The organism is Pseudomonas sp. NFX183, from assembly GCF_047943075.1.
GTDB lineage: Bacteria > Pseudomonadota > Gammaproteobacteria > Pseudomonadales > Pseudomonadaceae > Aquipseudomonas.
Genome location: NZ_CP181333.1, coordinates 251585 through 268562 on the forward strand (window position 1 = coordinate 251585; position 16978 = coordinate 268562).

A 16978-nucleotide genomic window follows, 5' to 3' on the forward strand; every position below is an offset into this window, starting at 1 on the left:
CCTATCCCCTGTGGGAGCCGGGCTTGCCCGCGATGGCGCCAGTACCGGCAACTAAGTCGCCGGCCGAATCGCCTTGATCAACGCCTGCAACGAGTACCCCAACCGCGGCGCCAAAGCGTCGGCACGCGCCGTTAGCGCACCCAGGTCCAGTGCCTGATCCAGCTCCGAAGGCACCAGCAAAATCACATTGCCCTCCTTCACCGGCAGCTCCCAGTAATGCCGGTGATACAACCCGCGCAGCAACGCCGCACCCAGTGGCTTGCCATCATCGGTTGCCCACTGGTTGATCACCAGCCAGCCGCCAGGGTTGAGTTTCTTCTGGCAGTTTTCCAGGAAGGTCCAGGCCAGGTGCCCCACGCCCGGGCCGACGTCGGTATACAGGTCGACGAAAATCAGGTCGGCCGATTCGGCGGTGTCGAGCAACTGCAGCGCGTCGCCAATACGGATGTACAGGCGCGGATCGTCATCCAGCCCCAGGTACTCAATGGCCAGGCGCGGCACGTCCGGGCGCAGCTCAATGGCTTCGACGTCTTCCAGCGGCAGAAACTTGAGGCACGCCTGGGTCAGCGTGCCGGCGCCCAGCCCGAGGAACAGCGCACTCTCCGGTTGCTCGTGGCACAACGCGCCAATCAGCATCGCGCGGGTGTAGTCGTACTCCAGCCAACTCGGGTCGGCGGTGAATACGCAGCTTTGCTCGATGGCGTCGCCAAACTCGAGAAAGCGGTAATCGGCCACTTCAAGCACGCGGATCATGCCGAAATCATCATGGACTTCGGCCAGCAGGCGCTCGACACGCTCCTCGGTCATCACTACTCCTAAAGGGTTTACCGCACGGCAAAGGCGCGATTGTCGGCCAACCGGCGGCAACAGGTCACGCACTAATTGCTGATAACATTGGCGCCCCACCGTCAATCAACCAATCGAGTTCACGATGAGCCAACCCTGGAGCCCCGACAGCTGGCGCGCCCTGCCGATCCAGCAACAACCCCAGTACCCGGACGCTGCACACTTGCTGCAAGTGGAGCAGAACCTGGCCAGCTACCCGCCACTGGTGTTTGCCGGGGAAGCCCGCGAGTTGCGCCGTCAGTTCGCCGAAGTGACCCAGGGCCGCGCGTTCCTGCTGCAGGGCGGTGACTGCGCCGAAAGCTTTGCCGAGTTCTCCGCGGCAAAAATCCGCGACACCTTCAAGGTGCTGCTGCAGATGGCAATCGTGATGACCTTCGCCGCCGGCTGCCCGGTGGTCAAAGTCGGGCGCATGGCCGGCCAGTTCGCCAAGCCGCGCTCGGCCAACGATGAAACCATCGACGGCGTCACCCTGCCCGCCTACCGTGGCGACATCGTCAACGGCATCGGTTTCGACGAGAAAAGCCGCGTACCGGACCCGGATCGCCTGCTGCAGTCTTACCACCAGTCCACCGCCACGCTGAATTTGCTGCGCGCGTTTGCCCAAGGCGGATTTGCCGACCTGCATCAAGTGCACAAGTGGAACCTGGACTTCATTGCCAACTCCGCACTGGCCGAAAAATACAGCCAGCTGGCCGACCGTATCGACGAAACCCTGGCCTTCATGCGCGCCTGCGGCATGGACAGCTCGCCGCAACTGCGCGAAACCAGCTTCTTCACCGCCCACGAAGCGCTGCTGCTCAACTACGAGCAAGCCTTCGTGCGCCGCGACAGCCTGACCAACGATTACTACGACTGCTCGGCCCATATGCTCTGGATCGGCGACCGCACCCGTCAGCTGGGCGGCGCCCACGTCGAATTCCTGCGCGGGGTGAACAACCCGATCGGCGTCAAGGTCGGCCCGAGCATGAACCCCGACGATTTGATCCGCTTGATCGACATTCTCAACCCGGACAACGACCCCGGCCGCCTCAACCTGATCGCGCGCATGGGCGCCGGCAAGGTGGGCGACCACCTGCCCAACCTGATCCGCGCCGTGCAGCGCGAGGGCAAGCAGGTGCTGTGGAGCTCGGACCCGATGCATGGCAACACCATCAAGGCCAGCAGCGGCTACAAGACCCGCGACTTTGCGCAGATTCTTGGCGAGGTGAAAGAGTTCTTCCAGGTGCATCAAGCCGAAGGCTCGTATGCCGGCGGGATTCACATCGAAATGACCGGGCAGAACGTCACCGAATGCATCGGCGGCGCGCGACCGATCACCGAAGATGGCCTGTCGGACCGCTATCACACCCACTGCGACCCACGGATGAATGCCGATCAGTCGCTGGAATTGGCGTTTTTGATTGCCGAGACCTTGAAGCAAGTCAAACGCTGAGATTTGGGTGAGCGGGCTTCCTGTGGCGAGCGGGCTTGCCCCGCGTTGGGTGGCGCAGCCGCCCCACTACAACCACTGCGGTGTGTCTGGAAGAATGAGGTGGATGGTTTTTGGGGGGCTTCGCCACCCAACGCGGGGCAAGCCCGCTCGCCACAAAAACCAGCTGCAACTCAGGTTTGCAGCATTGCGACCCTTAAGCGAGCAGCACTTGGCCGCTGGCAATTGAGCTGGACCTGTTCCAGCCCCAACCAATCAGCCATCTGCCGCAGGTTCAAGGCCAGCGCCTGCATGCCCTCCTCGTCCAGCCCCGGCTCTTCTTCGTGCACCGCATGCACCGCCAGCCGCCCATGGGCGCGTTCGGCGCGCAGGTCGACACGCGCGGCGATCCGCTCATTGTGCAAAAACGGCAGCACGTAATAGCCGTACACCCGCTTGTCTTGCGGGGTGTAGATCTCCAGCCGGTAGCGAAAATCAAACAATCGCTCGGTGCGGCTGCGTTCCCAGATCAGCGAGTCGAACGGCGACAACAAGGCGCTGGCCGGTACCTTGCGCGGCACCTTCGGTTCCGGCAGGCAGTAGGCCGGTTGCTTCCAGCCCTGCACCTCACACATCCGCAATAGCCCATCCTCGACCAGCTCGGCCAAGCGGCCACGGCTGTCGGCAGGGTCCAGGCGGAAATAATCGCGCAGATCCTTTTCGGTACCAACGCCCAAGGCAGTCGCGCTGTGCAGCAACAAACCGCGCTGGGCCTCGGCCTCGTTCACGGTGGCCAGAAGGAGGTCGGCGGGGATGACGCGCTCGGGCAAATCATAGAGCCGCTCAAACCCGCGACGCCCCGCCACCGTGACCAATCCCGCAGCAAACAGCCATTCCAGTGCGTGCTTTTCATCACTCCAATCCCACCACGGGCCGGCGCGCTCCTCACGGGTGGACAAGCTGCCAGCACCCACCGCGCCCTGTTGCTCGACGGTCTGCAGCACGCGCTGGATGGTGGCCTGCTGCTCGCGCCCGAACCGCGCCATTTGCGCATAAATCCCCTGCCCCTGCTTGGCCCGCTCCATGCGCCAGCGCATCAACGGGTACAGCGCCATGGGCAGCAACGAGGCCTCATGGCCCCAATACTCAAAGAGCGAGCGCCGCCGCCCCTGGCTCCAGGCAGCTTGTTCGAGGATCAGCGGGGAGTACTGGCCAAGGCGGGAAAACAGCGGCAGGTAATGCGAGCGCACCACGGCGTTGACCGAATCGATCTGCAGCACACCCAAGCGCTCGATCAAACGATTGAGATGCGTAGCCTTGATCAGTGCCGGCGCCTGGCGCCCGGAAAAACCCTGGGCCGCCAGCGCCATGCGTCGAGCGTGCTTGAGTGAAAAAGACAGGTCGGCGGGCATGAGTCTCTCCGTGTGGGCTCGCCGACAACCCTACTGCATTCCAGGTTACTTTCGCAGCGGGTCTTGCCAGAAATGCAGGTGACTGTCCTGCTCCACATCGCCTCGATTAAGCCCGATGTCCTTGAGCGCATCGTCGCTCAAACTCGCCAGCGCCTGGCGCTCATGGTGCAGCGCCTGCCACCGGGCAACCCGCTGAAACAGCCCGGAAAACGGACGTTTCGTCATCAACACAAAACCTTTCTGACCTTTCATCTTCTCGCCCTCCAATGGGGATGACGAGAGTGTGTGCCTGGCACTATGATCAATCCAACGAATGTTTCTTATGTAATACATCTCGGAGATTGATCAATTGTCCGGCTACCCAAGCATCGACACTGAAGTGCTGCGCACCTTCGTCGCCATCGCCGATCAGGGCGGCTTTACCCGCGCCGGTGAACTGGTCAACCGCACACAGTCGGCGGTGAGCATGCAAATGAAGCGCCTCGAAGAAGACGTGCTGCAGCGCAAGCTGTTCGAGCGCGACGGTCGTCAAGTGCGGCTGACGGCCGAAGGCCAGGTATTGCTGGGTTATGCGCGGCGCATCCTGAAACTGCACAGTGAGGTGTTCAACACCCTGCGCGAACCTCACATGGTCGGGCTGGTGCGCATCGGCACGCCGGATGATTACGTGATGCGTTTCCTGCCGGGGATTCTCAAACGGTTTTCCAAGGCCTACCCGCTGATCCAGATCGAAATGCACTGCGAGTCGTCGGCGGTGTTGATGCAGCGGCGCGACCTGGCGCTGACCGTGATCAGCCGCGAGCCCGGCAATGAAATCGGCGAACTGCTGCGCAGTGAGCGCATGGTCTGGGTGGCGGCGCCGTGCTTCTGCGTGGATGAGCACGAAACCCTGCCCCTGGCCATTTCCGGCGTCGACAGCTTTTGCACCCAATGGACCCGCACCGCGCTGGATGCTGCCGGCATCGACTATCGCCTGGCGTACCACAGCTCCAACGTCGCGGCGATTCAAGCCGTGGTCGGCTCGGGGCTGGCGGTGATGGTCAGCATGGAAGGCCTGGTGACCGACGACTTACGGATCCTGGGCAGCGATGAAGGCTTTCCGCCTCTGCCGTCGATGAGCCTGCGCCTGCTGCGCAACCCGGCGATGGCCTCACCCATCACCGAATGCCTGGCCGAATACATCCTCGAAGGCTTCAGACTTTAAACGTCAGCATCACCGCGCACACCGCCAGAAAGCCGCAGAACAGGCCGCGCAATACCCGTTCGGGCAGCGCGTGGGCGACTTTTACCCCCCAACTGATACTGAGCAGGCCACCGACCGCCAATGGCACGCCGATCATCCAATCCACCTCCTGGTGCCAGGCGTAGGTGACCAGGGTCACGCTGGTACTGGGCAGCGCCAACGCCAGCGACAGGCCTTGAGCGACCACTTGGGTGGTACCGAAAAGACTGGTCAGCACCGGCGTCGCCACCACTGCGCCACCCACGCCAAACAAGCCGCCCATGGAACCCGAGGCGGCGCCGAGCACGCCGAGCCAAGGCCAGGAATAACGCATCTGCGCGGTCGGCGGCGCATTGCGAGTGAACATGCGCAGCAGGTTGTAAGCGGAGAGCGTCAGCAGGAATGCAATAAAACCGATGCGCATCGCGCCGGCGTCCAGGCCCACCGCCCAGATCGAGCCCAGCCAGGCAAAGCAGAAACCCATGACACCCAACGGCAACGCGTGGCGCAATTCGATACGGTTACGCTGGTGATAACGCCAAAGCGCCAGCATCACATTGGGCACCACCATCACCAGCGCGGTGCCTTGGGCGAGCTGTTGATCCAGCCCAAACAACACGCCCAACACCGGGATGGCAATCAGCCCGCCGCCAATGCCGAACAGGCCGCCGACCGTGCCCAGGGCTGCGCCCAATACCAGGTACATCGCTAAATCCAACACCGCGCATCACTCCAAAAGCCCAGGCGAAGCATGCTACGCAGTCGCCTGTGGCGTGGAAACGCACAGCAACGCACAATGGCTGTGCCGAACTCGCATAAGCGCCTCCTCATGAACCCCAATACCTTGACCGACCAACTGAGCCTGTTTCTTGATGTGCTGGAAACCGGCAGTTTTTCCGCCGCCGCCCGCCGCCATCCGCTGACCCCTTCGGCAGTGGCTCGGCGCATTGACAGCCTGGAAAGCTCGGTCGGCAGCCGCTTGTTCCAGCGCAGCACCCATGCCGTGGTGCCAACACCGGCAGGCCTGGCGTTTGCCGAACGGGCGCGACGGATTGTCAGCGAGTTGCAACTGGCCCGGGCCGAGGCGGTGTCGTTGAGCCACGCGCCGGAGGGCCTGATCCGCGTGGACGCGCCGGCAGCCTTCGGCCGACGGCACTTGGCGCCGGTGATCGCCGACTTTCTGAACGTGTATCCGGGGCTGGATGTGCACCTGCATTTGATCGACAGCTTTGTCGACATGCAGGGCGCCCACTTGGGCAAGGTCGACCTGGTGCTGCGCGCCGGGCACATCGTCGACACCCGCTTGGTCGCCACGCCATTGGCCAGCATCGTGCGCGTCGCCTGCGCCAGCCCCGCTTACCTCAAAAGCCGTGGCACGCCAACCCATCCTCGGGAGCTGAGCGAGCATGATGGCCTCGACTGGGACGGCCTGGCGCCGATGTTCGCCTGGCGCTTCGAGCTGGACGGGCGCCGCGCCACCTATCGCCCGCAACGCATTCGCCTGAGTGCCAATAATGCCGAAGCACTGCTGTGCGGCGCGCTCGCCGGGCTGGGTATCGCGCATTTGCCGACGTGGCTGGCCAGTGAATACCTGGTGCGTGGTGAGTTATTACCGCTGTTTTGCGAAAACGGCCTGCCCAGCCCGGAAACCACCGGCATTTACGCGCTGCGTCTGGAACAGCAGGCCAATGCACGCAGCCGCCTGCTGCTGGAATACCTCAAGTCCCGCTTCAGCCCAGTACCGCCCTGGGATCTGGCATTACAAAGCAGCCTGGTCTGACCCAATAGCCAGAATTATCTGGCGCATTAAAGGTTTGATCGCTAGATTCCAGCCCATATACGCTTTTTCGAGGCACTGTCATGCGCAAAAATCCCGACCCTTGCGAATCCCTCATGCTGGATAACCAGCTGTGTTTCGCCCTGCACTCCACTTCGTTGCTGATGACCAAGGTCTACAAGCCACTGCTGCAAGCCCTCGGCCTGACCTATCCGCAGTACCTGGCGATGATGGTGCTGTGGGAAGAGGATGGTTTGACCGTCGGCGAAATCAGCACTCGCCTGCTGACCGATCCGGGTTCGCTGACGCCGCTGCTTAAGCGGTTGGAGGCCGAAGGCCTGCTCAGCCGGACCCGCAGCCGCGAAGATGAACGTGTGGTGGTGGTGGAATTGACCCAGGCAGGCCGTGCGTTGCAGGAAAAAGCCATGGGCATCCCGCAGTGCATCCTCGGCGCCAGCGGGTTACAGCTGGAGCAGTTGCGCAAGTTGCAAAGTGATTTGATTGCCTTGCGGGGCAATCTGCAAGACGCCATTTAAAGGCATTCACGCAGTAAAAAGGTGGGAGCTGGCTTGCCTGCGATCGCGGTACATCAGTCATGAATACATTGACTGACACTGCGCAATCGCAGGCAAGCCAGCTCCCACATTTGTTTGGGTGTGTGCCAGAAAATAACGTCCGGAAAAGATTTTTGTAAATTTATCTTGCGCGCCAAACATTAGCGCTATACATTCGCCCTCACCAACTACTTAGCGCGCAAATATTTAGCGCTAAAAAACCAAGAGGACGACACCATGCAAACGCTCTATACCGCAGTAGCCACCGCCACCGGCGGCCGTGATGGTCGTGCTGTTTCCAGCGACAACATCCTCGACGTCAAACTCTCCACCCCCAAAGAGCTGGGCGGCGCCGGCGGCCAAGCCACCAACCCTGAGCAACTGTTCGCGGCCGGCTACTCGGCCTGCTTCATCGGCGCACTGAAGTTCGTCGCCAGCCAGACCAAACGCAAAATCCCGGATGACGCTTCGATCACTGCCCACGTCGGCATCGGTCAAATCCCCGGCGGTTTCGGCCTGGACATCGACCTGCACGTGAGCCTGCCGGGCCTGGCGCAGGATGATGCGCAAAGCCTGGTAGAGGCGGCTCACCAAGTCTGCCCGTACTCCAACGCCACCCGTGGCAACGTCGATGTGCGCCTGCACGTGACTGTCTGATGCCCTTTGCCGCCACTGGAGAAGACCATGAACACAATGGGTAAAGCCCTCGGCACCCTGCTCGCGCTGTCGATCAACACCGCGTTCGCCGCAAGCGCATTACCCGGTGGCGATCAACCAGGCCTAAGGCGCGACCCGAGGTGCCGGAAGTCCGTTCAGCCTTGCAGCAGGCCTCGCAAGCGCTCAAGCAACACCTGAACTAAACAGGCGCCCATGAAAAAGCCCGACTCAAGGTCGGGCTTTTTTTCGTATCGGCGGGGCCAGAATTACTTCTTGGCGCGACCTTTGTACGAACCACCTTCACGGGTGTCGATCTCGATCAGGTCGTCGATTTCGATGAAATCAGCCACTTGCAGCTCGGTACCGTTAGCCAGTTTGGCAGGCTTCATGACCTTGCCCGACGTGTCGCCGCGAGCGGAACCTTCGGTGTAGGCAACTTTACGCACGATAGTGGTCGGCAGCTCTACGGAAACCAGGCGGTCTTCGAAGAAGATCGCTTCGCAGACGTCTTCCATGCCTTCTTCAACGAACGGCAGAACAGCTTCGATATCTTCAGCGTTCAGCTCGTACATGGTGTAGTCGGTGGTGTCCATGAACGTGTAGGTGTCGCCGCTGATGAAGGACAGGGTCGCTTCTTTGCGGTCGAGGATCACGTCGTCCAGTTTGTCGTCGGCGCTGTAAACGATCTCGGTCTTGTAACCGGTCAGCAGGTTCTTCAGCTTGGTCTTCATGATTGCGCTGTTACGACCAGACTTGGTGAACTCAGCTTTCTGAACCAGCCAAGGGTCGTTTTCGAGACGGATCACTGTACCGGGTTTCAGTTCTTTACCAGTTTTCATTGCGTATATCCGAAATTTGGATGGGATTTACAAAAATCAAGGTCGCGTATCATATCCAACTTTCATAAAACTGTACCAGCGCCGTCGCAAGATCAGCCTGCAAGCCTTGTTCCAGACACCACGCCTGGGCGTTCTGACACACCTCTGGCCAGTGCTCCAGCAGCATTTTCCACGGTTGTGCCATATCGCCATCAGCGTTCCAGGCTTGCCAAAGGGCAACCACCGCTGCCTTGGCGGCGGGCGATAAGGCGCCGGTGTACAACTGCAGGAAGGCATCGAGCTTGTCCAGATGGATGTCTTCGTCCTGGCGATAGATGTGCCACAGCATCGGCCGCCCGGCCCATTGGGCGCGTACGAACGAGTCTTCGCCGCGCACGGCGTTGAAGTCGCAGCACCACAGCAGGCGGTCATATTGCTCCTGGCGTACGAACGGCAATACCTGCACCGTCAGGGCATCGCGCTGATGCACCGCCCCCACCGCAAGCCCTTCCACGCCAAGCCAGCGCTGCACATCACCAAGGATGCGCCCTTCCGGCACCAACAGATGAGTGGCACGCCCGTCCGTCGCCAGCACGTCCAGCCAACCGGCGAGCCCGGCGTTTTCGTAGGCGAACAGCGACATCAAACGCGCGCCATCTGCCGGAAATACGCCCAGCGCTTGCAGGAATTGTCGCTGTGCGGCGCGATCCTCTTGAAAAGCCTGACGCTGCTCCAGCAAGCCGCCTTCGCGTAAAAGCCCGCCAGTGCCCGGCCGAAAGCCAGGAAAGAAGAAATACTTCTGTACGCCCTTGAACTTCACCGACGGCAGGCGATGGCAACCCACCACCCAGTCTTCAGCGCTGAGGTAGTCCAGGTTCATCCACAACGGCGTGCTGTCGCGCGCGGCCATGGCTTCCATGTACTCAGGTGGCAACTGGCAGGCAAAGGCTGCTATCACTACATCGGCGCAAGGCATGTCGCGCCATTGCGCCGGCCAATGGCACACCTCTACGCCCTCCTGCCATTGCTGGTTCAGTTGCACATCAATCTCTGGGCACATGCGTTCAAAAGCACGCAAGTCATCGACCCACAAGCGCACGTCGCAGGCGTGCTCCACCACCAATTGCCGGGCCAGGCGCCAGGTCACGCCGATGTCGCCGTAGTTGTCGACGACGCTGCAAAAAATATCCCAGCGGGCTTTCATTCCGGGCTCCAACACTCAAAGGCTCGATTGTCCGCATAAATGCGCCGATGCAGAAGGCTTGATCGCGATTATTCTGCACAGTGGCTGTGCGACAATCGCCGCCACGCCGCAAATGCCCGCCAGGAGGCCACTATGTCTGATCGTTCGTTGTCGCTGTTCAAGCTCAGTATCGCAGTGGCGTTCGGCCTGTGGCTGGGGTTTATCGCCATTGTGCTGACCACCTGGCTGGCGTCGCGCTACGTGTTCCCGCAAAGCCTGGCGCCGGTGGCGCAGGCCGTCCAGCAACTGGGCAAGCCCGCCAGCGTTGTTGCGCCAGAGCCGCCGAACCGTATGTTCGAGCAGTACCAGGAAAACCTTCGCAAGCAGGAACAACAGCAAACCTTGGACCAGGTGCGCAACAACGCGCGCAACCTGTCCAATCCCAAATGCCAGTTCTGGCTGCAACAGGACCAGAACGCGCCCAATGAAAAGAGCAAGGCGAATGTCCTGCAATTCTGCGATTGATGCCCATGAATAAGCACGCCGTCCTCCAGTTGATCCTGGAAAAACTCACCGTCGACCTCGACATTGCCCAACGCGCCGCGCAGACCGCCTACGAGACCGCGACCCACGAAGAGAATATCGCCGAGAACAAATACGACACGCTGGGGCTGGAAGCGTCTTACCTCGCGGCCGGGCAAGCCAAGCGCGTCGAAGAAATCAAGCAATCGCTGGCGCTGTGCCAGAACCTGCAGTTGCGTGCTTACGACGATCAGCGCGGCGTAGAAGTCGGCGCGCTACTGGGTTTGGAAGACGAGAACGGTCGCCAGCAGTGGCTGTTCCTGGCGCCGGATGCGGCGGGCTTGAAGGTTGACGTGGTGGGGCAACCGGTGACTGTCATCACCCCGCGCTCGCCGCTGGGCAAAAGCCTGCTGGGCAAGTTCGAGGGTGATGAGGTGGAGATTCTGGTGGCGGGCGCCCGGCAACACTTCACGGTTACCGAGGCCCGATAAGCCACTCAGTGGACGGGCAGTTCTACGCCGTCAAACAGCTCTTCCAGTTCTTGCTTGTTGTGGCACTGGATCGCCTTGGCCATGACTTCGCGGGTCAGGTGCGGCGCGAATTTCTCGATGAAGTCGCACATGAAGCCACGCAGGAACGTGCCACGACGGAAACCGATCTTGGTCACGCTGGACTCGAACAGCTCGCTGGCGTCGAGCACCACCAGGTCTTTGTCGAGGTTGGTATCGACCGCCATCTTGGCGACGATACCCACGCCCAGGCCCAGTCGCACGTAAGTCTTGATCACGTCGGCGTCGGCTGCGGTAAACACCACTTTCGGCGTAAGGCCGCGATGGCTGAAGGCTTCGTCGAGCTTGGAGCGGCCGGTGAAACCGAACACGTAAGTCACGATCGGGTATTCGGCCAGGGCTTCGAGGGTCAACTTCGGCAGCTTGGCCAACGGGTGCCCCTGGGGCACGACCACGCAACGGTTCCAGCGGTAGCACGGCATCATCACCAGGTCGCCGAACAGCTCGAGGGCTTCAGTGGCGATGGCGAAATCGACGGTGCCGTCAGCGGCCATCTCGGCGATCTGCATCGGCGAACCCTGGTGCATGTGCAGGGCGACGTCCGGGTATTGTTTGATGAAATCGCGGATCACCGGCGGCAAGGCATAACGCGCCTGGGTATGCGTGGTGGCGATCGACAGGGTGCCTTTTTTCTCGTTGGAGAATTCCTGGGCAATCTGCTTGATGCTTTCGACTTTGCGCAGGATCTCGCCGGCGGTGGTGATGATGCGCTCGCCGGCCGGGGTGACGCGGGTCAAGTGCTTGCCGCTGCGCGCGAACACTTCGACGCCCAGCTCGTCTTCGAGCAGGCGGATCTGCTTGCTGATACCGGGTTGCGAGGTGTAAAGGCTTTGAGCGGTAGCGGAAACGTTGAGGTCGTGGTGCGCCACTTCCCAGATGTAGCGCAGTTGTTGAAGCTTCATATGTGTCCCTCAAAGCAGATAGACGCCACGGGTATCAGCGACGGTATATAACTATATTAAAGGTTAGACGGATAAATCTAGAACTTTTTATCGTTTTTACCGATCAGGCATCGTCACTGCGCCGGCGCTGCAGCGAGGGCACCATATAAACCGGCACCGTCGCCAATTGCAGCACCCTGGCAGCCGTGCGCCCCAGCGGCGTGGCAGCGGCCGTTGCGTGGCTGTGACTTCCTACGATCAACAAGTCGACGGAAAGTTTTCGCAGCTGGTCGAGAATCACCTCGCACGGGTCGCCCTGGATCACGCGCACCGAGCGAATCAATTTCAGGTCCTGCTCCCCTTCCCCCAGCTCCTCGCGAAAACTGTCCAGCACCCGCTGCTCGATGGTTGCCATCACCGTGGTCAGCCCCTGGCTCTGCCATTCGTTCAGGGCTTTCTCATCAAGGTAGCTTTGCAACACCGATTCGGCGAACAGCCCGAGCGGCTCGACCACATGAATCACATACAAATCCGCCTTGAACGTTCGGGCCAGTGCCAGCGCATGCTGCATGACATAGGGCGCATACAGACCGAGGTCCGTGGCGTACAGCATCGAACGAATCATAGAACCTCCTGGACGGCCAGGATGGCGGGGATTGAATGAGCTTAGCAGCGCCTGCGGGACTGGGGCTCAGCTCTCGGTGTGGATTTTCAACTCATTGCTGATGCCGTGGGGCACATGTCCGGTGGCCACCACCTCCCTGGCCTTCTCGCAATGACCGGCCTGGTCATCGAAAAACACATCGGCGGCGAACGCCTCCAGGAACGCGGATTTCTCCAGACCACCGAGGAACAACGACTCGTCCAGACGGATATCCCATTCGCGCAGGGTGCGAATCACCCGCTCGTGGGACGGCGCCGAACGCGCGGTGACCAACGCTGTGCGAATCGGGCATGCCTCGTCTGCGAACTCGCTCTGCAACACGTTAAGCGCCGCCAGAAACCCCTTGAACGGACCACCGTGCAACGGCTGGCGCGCCGACTCGCGCTCGTTGGCCAGAAACGCCTCCAGCCCGCCTGATTGATAGACACGCTCGGACTCATCGGAAAACAGCACCGCATCGCCGTCGAACGCAATCCGCAATTCTTCACTCGAGGCCCGATGCGGGCCGCCCGACAGAATCGTCGCCGCGGCAAACCCGGCATCCAGTGCACTGCGCACATCTTCGGCATGGGTCGACAGAAACAGGTGGCAGCCAAATGCGGCCAGGTAAGGATAGGGACTGCGCCCGCCGACGAACGCGGCGCGGGAAATATCCAGGCCGTAATGCTGGATCGAATTGAACACGCGCAAGCCGGTGTCGGCACTGTTGCGCGACACCAGCACCACTTCGACGCGGGCCCGGCCCAAGCTGGCGTTAAGGCTCAAGAGCTTCTTGACCAAAGGAAAGGCATCGCCAGGCTCGAGGGTTTCTTCCTCGTGCTCGATCTGGTACTTGCGGTAAGCCTCTACCCCTTCGGCCAGGTAGACCTTGTGACTGTCACTCAGGTCGAACAGTGCACGCGACGAAATCGCCAGCACCAGTTTGTCGCCCAATCCCTTCGCCATGGTGTTTCCCCCGAATCAGCGGTTGTGCCGATCAATAAAACTCAAGGCCTGGTAAAGCGCCTGCATGCGTGGCAATTCGCAACCCGCCGCTTTTGCCGCGGCCAATGGCCGGGCGTAGATCGCCGCCAGTTCCAACGGACGTTTGTGCACATGGTCGTGATACATGCTGGGCAGGTAGTCGTCCATGGTTTCGGTCATGGCGAACATCTGCTCGGCGTAACTGGCAGGGATTTCATGGCCGCAGGCGTGCGCGCCTTTGACCACTTCAGCCATCAATGCCTGGATCAACTCGCGGCTCGATTCATCAGCCATCAGCGCGGTGGTGCCAGTGCCCAGCAACACGGAGAGGCCGTTATACGGCACATTCCACACCAGCTTGTGCCAGCGAGCCTGGTGCACATTGGCCATGGCCTGGGACTCGATACCGGCCTGGTGAAACAGCGCGGCGCCCTCTTCGACAATCGCCTGCTGGCGCGATTCATCGTTGGCCGCTGTGCCGCTGTGGTAACCAAGATTGACCCGGCCCAAGGCCTGATGCTCGACGACGCCCGGCGCAGAGCGGTGCACGCCGATGTAGCACAGGCCACCCAGCAAGTGCAGCGACGGCGGCAGGTGTTCGCGCAGGCTGTCCTCGACGTCGAGGCCGTTTTGCAACAGCACCACCTTAGCGTCGGGCGCGGCGACCTGGGCGATGGTCGGCGCGAGGTCCACATTGCCGGTGGATTTGGTGCCCACCAGCAGCCAGTCGCACGCCGGCATGTCCGCAGCGCGGGCGTAGGCCTGCACCGGGTGCAGGTGCAACTTGCCATGCAGCGTACTGTTGAGGTGCAGGCCGTGCTCGCTGACCGCCGCGTATTCGCTGCGCAACAGGAAGTGCACGTCGAACCCGGCACGCGCCAGCATCACGCCGTAGAACCCACCGATAGCACCGGTGCCGATAATGCCAATGCGTGGCGACGGGGATGCAACTGCGGTCATGGCAAATCCTCTGGTGTGCGGGTAAGTGCTTGATTCACTGCCTCGGTGAGGTCGGCAAGTGCAAGACGGGTGTGCAACTGCCCAAGAAATTGACCCTCGCACACGAGGAATAACGCGGGCAAATGAAAGATCTGGTAGCGCTCGACCGCACCGCCGTTGTGCCCGGCATCCACCCAGCACACGCGGTCGACCGGCAAACGCCAGCCGGGCAGCTGCTGGCGTGCCCAGCGGCAACTGGAACAACCGACACTGGTAAATACCACCAGCGAAATACCTGGCAATCCCAGTAGTTGCTGGTCAATATCCAGGTCGGTTAATTCCAGTTCCTTCACTATACTGCTGCCACCGCCGTCAACTGGACGGTGCTCGGAGTCCGTGTACATGGGTCGTTTTTTACCTCACCCTGATGATGTCGCTGTCGAGTTAATCCAACGCCCCGCTCCTGCCATTCCCCGCCAACGCCTGCACACTATCGGCCTGGGCGGCGTCGCCTGCAATTGCCCGCGTGCCTGGCGCCAGGGTACGGCGGTTGATCTGCGCATCCCTTCCCTGGGCGCCAGCGCCCGTTATCCAGGCTATGTAGCCTGGTGTCGCAAGCTTGAAAAAGGCTATCGCATCGGCATCTCTTTTACCGATGAGCACGCCTTGTTCGGTGCGCGAATGGGCGAGCAAGTGTGCCAGATCGAACGCTACTGCCGCTTGCATGAAGACGCCGAGCCGACGCCTGCGCAACTCGAAGCCATGGCTCGCGAGTGGGTCTCGCGCCATGCCGGTGAGTTCTCCCGCGAGACTTTTGTGGCGCCGGCGCTGGATTAAAGCCGGTTTTGCCCATTGTCGCGGGCCCGTGTTACGCGCTAAGGTTCCTCCCCCCTGCATTCAAATCATGCTGTGCTCCGCCGCACGGGGATGGCTGGCGGCCGGCACCCGTGACCCTGACGAGTAACACGATGGCTGATTTACCGATCAATGACCTTAACGTCGAATCCAACGAGACCCTGATCACGCCCGATCAGCTCAAGCGCGAAATCCCTTTGAGCGACGCTGCCCTGCAGACCGTCACCAAGGGCCGCGAAGTCATCCGTGACATTCTCGACGGCACCGACCACCGCCTCTTTGTGGTGATCGGCCCTTGCTCGATCCACGACCTCAAGGCTGCCCACGAATACGCCGAGCGCCTCAAAGTGCTCGCGGCTGAAGTGTCCGACACCTTGTACCTGGTGATGCGCGTCTACTTCGAGAAACCGCGCACTACCGTCGGCTGGAAAGGTTTGATCAACGACCCGTACCTGGACGACTCGTTCAAGATTCAGGACGGCTTGCACATCGGTCGTCAATTGCTGCTGGACCTGGCCGAAATGGGCCTGCCCACCGCCACCGAAGCCCTCGACCCGATCTCCCCGCAGTACCTGCAGGACCTGATCAGCTGGTCGGCCATCGGCGCGCGCACCACCGAATCCCAGACTCACCGCGAAATGGCGTCCGGCCTGTCTTCGGCCGTGGGTTTCAAAAACGGCACCGATGGCGGCCTGACCGTCGCGATCAACGCGCTGCAATCGGTGTCCAGCCCGCACCGCTTCCTGGGGATCAACCAGGAAGGTGGCGTGTCCATCGTCACCACCAAGGGCAACGCCTATGGTCACGTGGTCTTGCGCGGCGGCAACGGCAAACCCAACTATGATTCGGTCAGCGTTGCGCTGTGCGAGCAGGCGCTGAACAAGGCCAACATCAAGCCGAACATCATGGTCGACTGCAGCCACGCCAACTCCAACAAGGACCCGGCCCTGCAGCCACTGGTAATGGAAAACGTCGCCAACCAGATCCTCGAAGGCAACCAGTCGATTATCGGCCTGATGGTCGAGAGCCATCTGAACTGGGGTTGCCAGGCCATTCCAAAAGACCTGGCCGACTTGCAGTACGGCGTGTCGATCACCGATGCGTGCATCGACTGGTCCGCCACCGAAACCACCCTGCGCAGCATGCACGCCAAGCTCAAGGACGTATTGCCGAAACGCAAACGCACTTGAACCGCTGAATCGCGCACACAAAAACGCCGGGCTTAGCCCGGCGTTTTTCGTGGTGCGGTCGCTCAGTTACAGCTTCGCGGCATGGCGCTGGTGGCGCTCCATGTAGCGCTCTACATAAGAGCACGAGGGGATCACCGTGTAGCCGGCCTCTTCGGCGAACTTCAACGCTTCTTCGGTCAACGCCGCAGCAATGCCACGGCCGCGCAACGCGTTGGGCACGAAGGTGCGATAGATATCCAGGGTCTGTTTACCGAGGTCCATATAGGTCAGATAGGCACGATGACCGTCCACATTGGTCTCGAACTGATGACCTGCCTGGTCATGGTGGATGGACAACGCCTCGCTCATCACTACTCCTCGCGGGTCTTGGATTTTGACCCCTACCTTACCGATGTTTTTCCGGCGAAGGAACATCTACGCCACCCCGTGCCGGTTTCGACAACGAGAAAACCTATAGCGCTCACAACCAGCACGTAGGGAATAGTAGTCACCAATGCTGCAATAGCTCAAGGCGCACT

21 protein-coding genes are annotated in these 16978 nt (G+C 61.1%); 9 read left to right on the forward strand and 12 right to left on the reverse strand.

Translation table 11 applies throughout. The features are described 5' to 3' along the window. Window positions 1-51 precede the first annotated feature (51 nt). On the reverse strand, window positions 52-807 hold the full coding sequence (locus ACM530_RS01250) for a spermidine synthase (RefSeq protein ID WP_242193787.1): 756 nt from the start codon (window positions 805-807) through the stop codon (window positions 52-54). 124 nt (window positions 808-931) lie between these two features. Here ACM530_RS01250 and ACM530_RS01255 point away from each other — a divergent pair, with 124 nt between their 5' ends. Further along, a complete protein-coding gene (locus ACM530_RS01255) occupies window positions 932-2278 on the forward strand; it encodes a class II 3-deoxy-7-phosphoheptulonate synthase (protein ID WP_242193789.1) in 1347 nt (448 codons plus the stop codon). 170 nt (window positions 2279-2448) lie between these two features. Here ACM530_RS01255 and ACM530_RS01260 read toward each other — a convergent pair whose 3' ends face one another. Beyond that, window positions 2449-3666, reverse strand: a complete 1218-nt coding sequence (locus ACM530_RS01260) for a winged helix-turn-helix domain-containing protein (RefSeq protein ID WP_145165123.1) — start codon at window positions 3664-3666, stop codon at window positions 2449-2451. 45 nt (window positions 3667-3711) lie between these two features. Then, window positions 3712-3918, reverse strand: coding sequence for a DUF1127 domain-containing protein (locus ACM530_RS01265; protein WP_256676509.1), 207 nt, complete (start codon window positions 3916-3918; stop codon window positions 3712-3714). Window positions 3919-4015: 97 nt separating this feature from the next. Between ACM530_RS01265 and ACM530_RS01270 the strand changes: the two genes are divergently transcribed. Further along, the gene (locus ACM530_RS01270; RefSeq protein ID WP_145165127.1) at window positions 4016-4870 is read left to right on the forward strand and encodes a LysR family transcriptional regulator; all 855 of its coding nucleotides are present in this window, start codon (window positions 4016-4018) and stop codon (window positions 4868-4870) included. On the opposite strand, the gene ACM530_RS01275 is transcribed toward ACM530_RS01270, so the two are convergent. Further along, window positions 4860-5609, reverse strand: a complete 750-nt coding sequence (locus ACM530_RS01275; RefSeq protein WP_106576820.1) for a sulfite exporter TauE/SafE family protein — start codon at window positions 5607-5609, stop codon at window positions 4860-4862. The two genes, ACM530_RS01270 and ACM530_RS01275, sit on opposite strands and share 11 nt — an antisense overlap. A 108-nt stretch (window positions 5610-5717) precedes the next feature. Between ACM530_RS01275 and ACM530_RS01280 the strand changes: the two genes are divergently transcribed. The 3 genes from ACM530_RS01280 to ACM530_RS01290 all read left to right on the forward strand — a co-directional run bounded on the left by ACM530_RS01280 (window position 5718) and on the right by ACM530_RS01290 (window position 7876). Next, the gene (locus tag ACM530_RS01280) at window positions 5718-6668 is read left to right on the forward strand and encodes a LysR family transcriptional regulator (protein ID WP_416364102.1); all 951 of its coding nucleotides are present in this window, start codon (window positions 5718-5720) and stop codon (window positions 6666-6668) included. Between the two features lie 80 nt (window positions 6669-6748). After that, window positions 6749-7201, forward strand: coding sequence for a MarR family winged helix-turn-helix transcriptional regulator (locus ACM530_RS01285; RefSeq protein WP_179606946.1), 453 nt, complete (start codon window positions 6749-6751; stop codon window positions 7199-7201). Window positions 7202-7456: 255 nt separating this feature from the next. Further along, a complete protein-coding gene (locus ACM530_RS01290; RefSeq protein ID WP_416364103.1) occupies window positions 7457-7876 on the forward strand; it encodes an organic hydroperoxide resistance protein in 420 nt (139 codons plus the stop codon). Window positions 7877-8142: 266 nt separating this feature from the next. Here ACM530_RS01290 and ACM530_RS01295 read toward each other — a convergent pair whose 3' ends face one another. Together ACM530_RS01295 and earP are read right to left on the reverse strand one after the other, a co-directional pair. Then, window positions 8143-8715 (reverse strand): elongation factor P, encoded by a 573-nt coding sequence (locus ACM530_RS01295; protein WP_003218698.1) that lies wholly within the window; start codon window positions 8713-8715, stop codon window positions 8143-8145. A gap of 49 nt (window positions 8716-8764) precedes the next feature. Beyond that, window positions 8765-9898 carry an elongation factor P maturation arginine rhamnosyltransferase EarP gene (gene earP, locus ACM530_RS01300; RefSeq protein WP_416364104.1) on the reverse strand — a complete coding sequence of 378 codons (1134 nt, stop codon included), beginning with the start codon at window positions 9896-9898 and terminating at the stop codon, window positions 8765-8767. Window positions 9899-10030: 132 nt separating this feature from the next. Between earP and ACM530_RS01305 the strand changes: the two genes are divergently transcribed. Further along, a complete protein-coding gene (locus ACM530_RS01305; RefSeq protein WP_416364105.1) occupies window positions 10031-10402 on the forward strand; it encodes a hypothetical protein in 372 nt (123 codons plus the stop codon). A gap of 5 nt (window positions 10403-10407) precedes the next feature. Continuing rightward, the gene (locus ACM530_RS01310; RefSeq protein ID WP_416364106.1) at window positions 10408-10890 is read left to right on the forward strand and encodes a GreA/GreB family elongation factor; all 483 of its coding nucleotides are present in this window, start codon (window positions 10408-10410) and stop codon (window positions 10888-10890) included. 5 nt (window positions 10891-10895) lie between these two features. Here ACM530_RS01310 and cysB read toward each other — a convergent pair whose 3' ends face one another. The 5 genes from cysB to ACM530_RS01335 all read right to left on the reverse strand — a co-directional run bounded on the left by cysB (window position 10896) and on the right by ACM530_RS01335 (window position 14819). Beyond that, entirely contained in the window at window positions 10896-11870 is a 975-nt protein-coding gene (gene cysB, locus ACM530_RS01315; protein ID WP_003189876.1) for an HTH-type transcriptional regulator CysB, read from the reverse strand. A 103-nt stretch (window positions 11871-11973) separates the two neighbouring features. Then, complete coding sequence (locus tag ACM530_RS01320) at window positions 11974-12474, reverse strand: universal stress protein (protein WP_242193799.1); 501 nt, start codon at window positions 12472-12474, stop codon at window positions 11974-11976. Window positions 12475-12540: 66 nt separating this feature from the next. Then, window positions 12541-13458, reverse strand: a complete 918-nt coding sequence (locus tag ACM530_RS01325) for a 5'-nucleotidase (protein ID WP_145163225.1) — start codon at window positions 13456-13458, stop codon at window positions 12541-12543. 15 nt (window positions 13459-13473) lie between these two features. Next, the gene (locus ACM530_RS01330) at window positions 13474-14436 is read right to left on the reverse strand and encodes a putative 2-dehydropantoate 2-reductase (protein WP_242193801.1); all 963 of its coding nucleotides are present in this window, start codon (window positions 14434-14436) and stop codon (window positions 13474-13476) included. Then, window positions 14433-14819, reverse strand: a complete 387-nt coding sequence (locus ACM530_RS01335) for a thioredoxin (RefSeq protein ID WP_119739477.1) — start codon at window positions 14817-14819, stop codon at window positions 14433-14435. Before ACM530_RS01335 ends, ACM530_RS01330 begins: the two co-directional genes overlap by 4 nt. Here ACM530_RS01335 and ACM530_RS01340 point away from each other — a divergent pair. Together ACM530_RS01340 and ACM530_RS01345 are read left to right on the forward strand one after the other, a co-directional pair. Further along, window positions 14818-15252: a PilZ domain-containing protein gene (locus ACM530_RS01340; protein WP_106576830.1), complete on the forward strand. Its 435-nt coding sequence runs from the start codon at window positions 14818-14820 to the stop codon at window positions 15250-15252. The genes ACM530_RS01335 and ACM530_RS01340 overlap by 2 nt on opposite strands. 131 nt (window positions 15253-15383) lie before the next feature. Continuing rightward, on the forward strand, window positions 15384-16460 hold the full coding sequence (locus ACM530_RS01345; RefSeq protein WP_145163221.1) for a 3-deoxy-7-phosphoheptulonate synthase: 1077 nt from the start codon (window positions 15384-15386) through the stop codon (window positions 16458-16460). 66 nt (window positions 16461-16526) lie between these two features. Here the strand turns inward: ACM530_RS01345 and ACM530_RS01350 are convergent, their stop codons facing one another. After that, on the reverse strand, window positions 16527-16808 hold the full coding sequence (locus ACM530_RS01350; RefSeq protein ID WP_003189869.1) for a GNAT family N-acetyltransferase: 282 nt from the start codon (window positions 16806-16808) through the stop codon (window positions 16527-16529). Between the last annotated feature and the right edge of the window lie 170 nt (window positions 16809-16978).

What these genes read in the sequence shown, in the direction of transcription:
- ACM530_RS01250 (WP_242193787.1), bottom strand. Translation starts at nt 807, where the DNA reads ATGACCGAGGAGCGTGTCGAGCGCCTGCTGGCCGAAGTCCATGATGAT.
- ACM530_RS01255 (WP_242193789.1), top strand. Translation starts at nt 932, where the DNA reads ATGAGCCAACCCTGGAGCCCCGACAGCTGGCGCGCCCTGCCGATCCAG.
- ACM530_RS01260 (WP_145165123.1), bottom strand. Translation starts at nt 3,666, where the DNA reads ATGCCCGCCGACCTGTCTTTTTCACTCAAGCACGCTCGACGCATGGCG.
- ACM530_RS01265 (WP_256676509.1), bottom strand. Translation starts at nt 3,918, where the DNA reads ATGAAAGGTCAGAAAGGTTTTGTGTTGATGACGAAACGTCCGTTTTCC.
- ACM530_RS01280 (WP_416364102.1), top strand. Translation starts at nt 5,718, where the DNA reads ATGAACCCCAATACCTTGACCGACCAACTGAGCCTGTTTCTTGATGTG.
- ACM530_RS01285 (WP_179606946.1), top strand. Translation starts at nt 6,749, where the DNA reads ATGCGCAAAAATCCCGACCCTTGCGAATCCCTCATGCTGGATAACCAG.
- ACM530_RS01290 (WP_416364103.1), top strand. Translation starts at nt 7,457, where the DNA reads ATGCAAACGCTCTATACCGCAGTAGCCACCGCCACCGGCGGCCGTGAT.
- ACM530_RS01295 (WP_003218698.1), bottom strand. Translation starts at nt 8,715, where the DNA reads ATGAAAACTGGTAAAGAACTGAAACCCGGTACAGTGATCCGTCTCGAA.
- earP (WP_416364104.1), bottom strand. Translation starts at nt 9,898, where the DNA reads ATGAAAGCCCGCTGGGATATTTTTTGCAGCGTCGTCGACAACTACGGC.
- ACM530_RS01305 (WP_416364105.1), top strand. Translation starts at nt 10,031, where the DNA reads ATGTCTGATCGTTCGTTGTCGCTGTTCAAGCTCAGTATCGCAGTGGCG.
- ACM530_RS01310 (WP_416364106.1), top strand. Translation starts at nt 10,408, where the DNA reads ATGAATAAGCACGCCGTCCTCCAGTTGATCCTGGAAAAACTCACCGTC.
- cysB (WP_003189876.1), bottom strand. Translation starts at nt 11,870, where the DNA reads ATGAAGCTTCAACAACTGCGCTACATCTGGGAAGTGGCGCACCACGAC.
- ACM530_RS01320 (WP_242193799.1), bottom strand. Translation starts at nt 12,474, where the DNA reads ATGATTCGTTCGATGCTGTACGCCACGGACCTCGGTCTGTATGCGCCC.
- ACM530_RS01325 (WP_145163225.1), bottom strand. Translation starts at nt 13,458, where the DNA reads ATGGCGAAGGGATTGGGCGACAAACTGGTGCTGGCGATTTCGTCGCGT.
- ACM530_RS01330 (WP_242193801.1), bottom strand. Translation starts at nt 14,436, where the DNA reads ATGACCGCAGTTGCATCCCCGTCGCCACGCATTGGCATTATCGGCACC.
- ACM530_RS01340 (WP_106576830.1), top strand. Translation starts at nt 14,818, where the DNA reads ATGGGTCGTTTTTTACCTCACCCTGATGATGTCGCTGTCGAGTTAATC.
- ACM530_RS01335 (WP_119739477.1), bottom strand. Translation starts at nt 14,819, where the DNA reads ATGTACACGGACTCCGAGCACCGTCCAGTTGACGGCGGTGGCAGCAGT.
- ACM530_RS01345 (WP_145163221.1), top strand. Translation starts at nt 15,384, where the DNA reads ATGGCTGATTTACCGATCAATGACCTTAACGTCGAATCCAACGAGACC.
- ACM530_RS01350 (WP_003189869.1), bottom strand. Translation starts at nt 16,808, where the DNA reads ATGAGCGAGGCGTTGTCCATCCACCATGACCAGGCAGGTCATCAGTTC.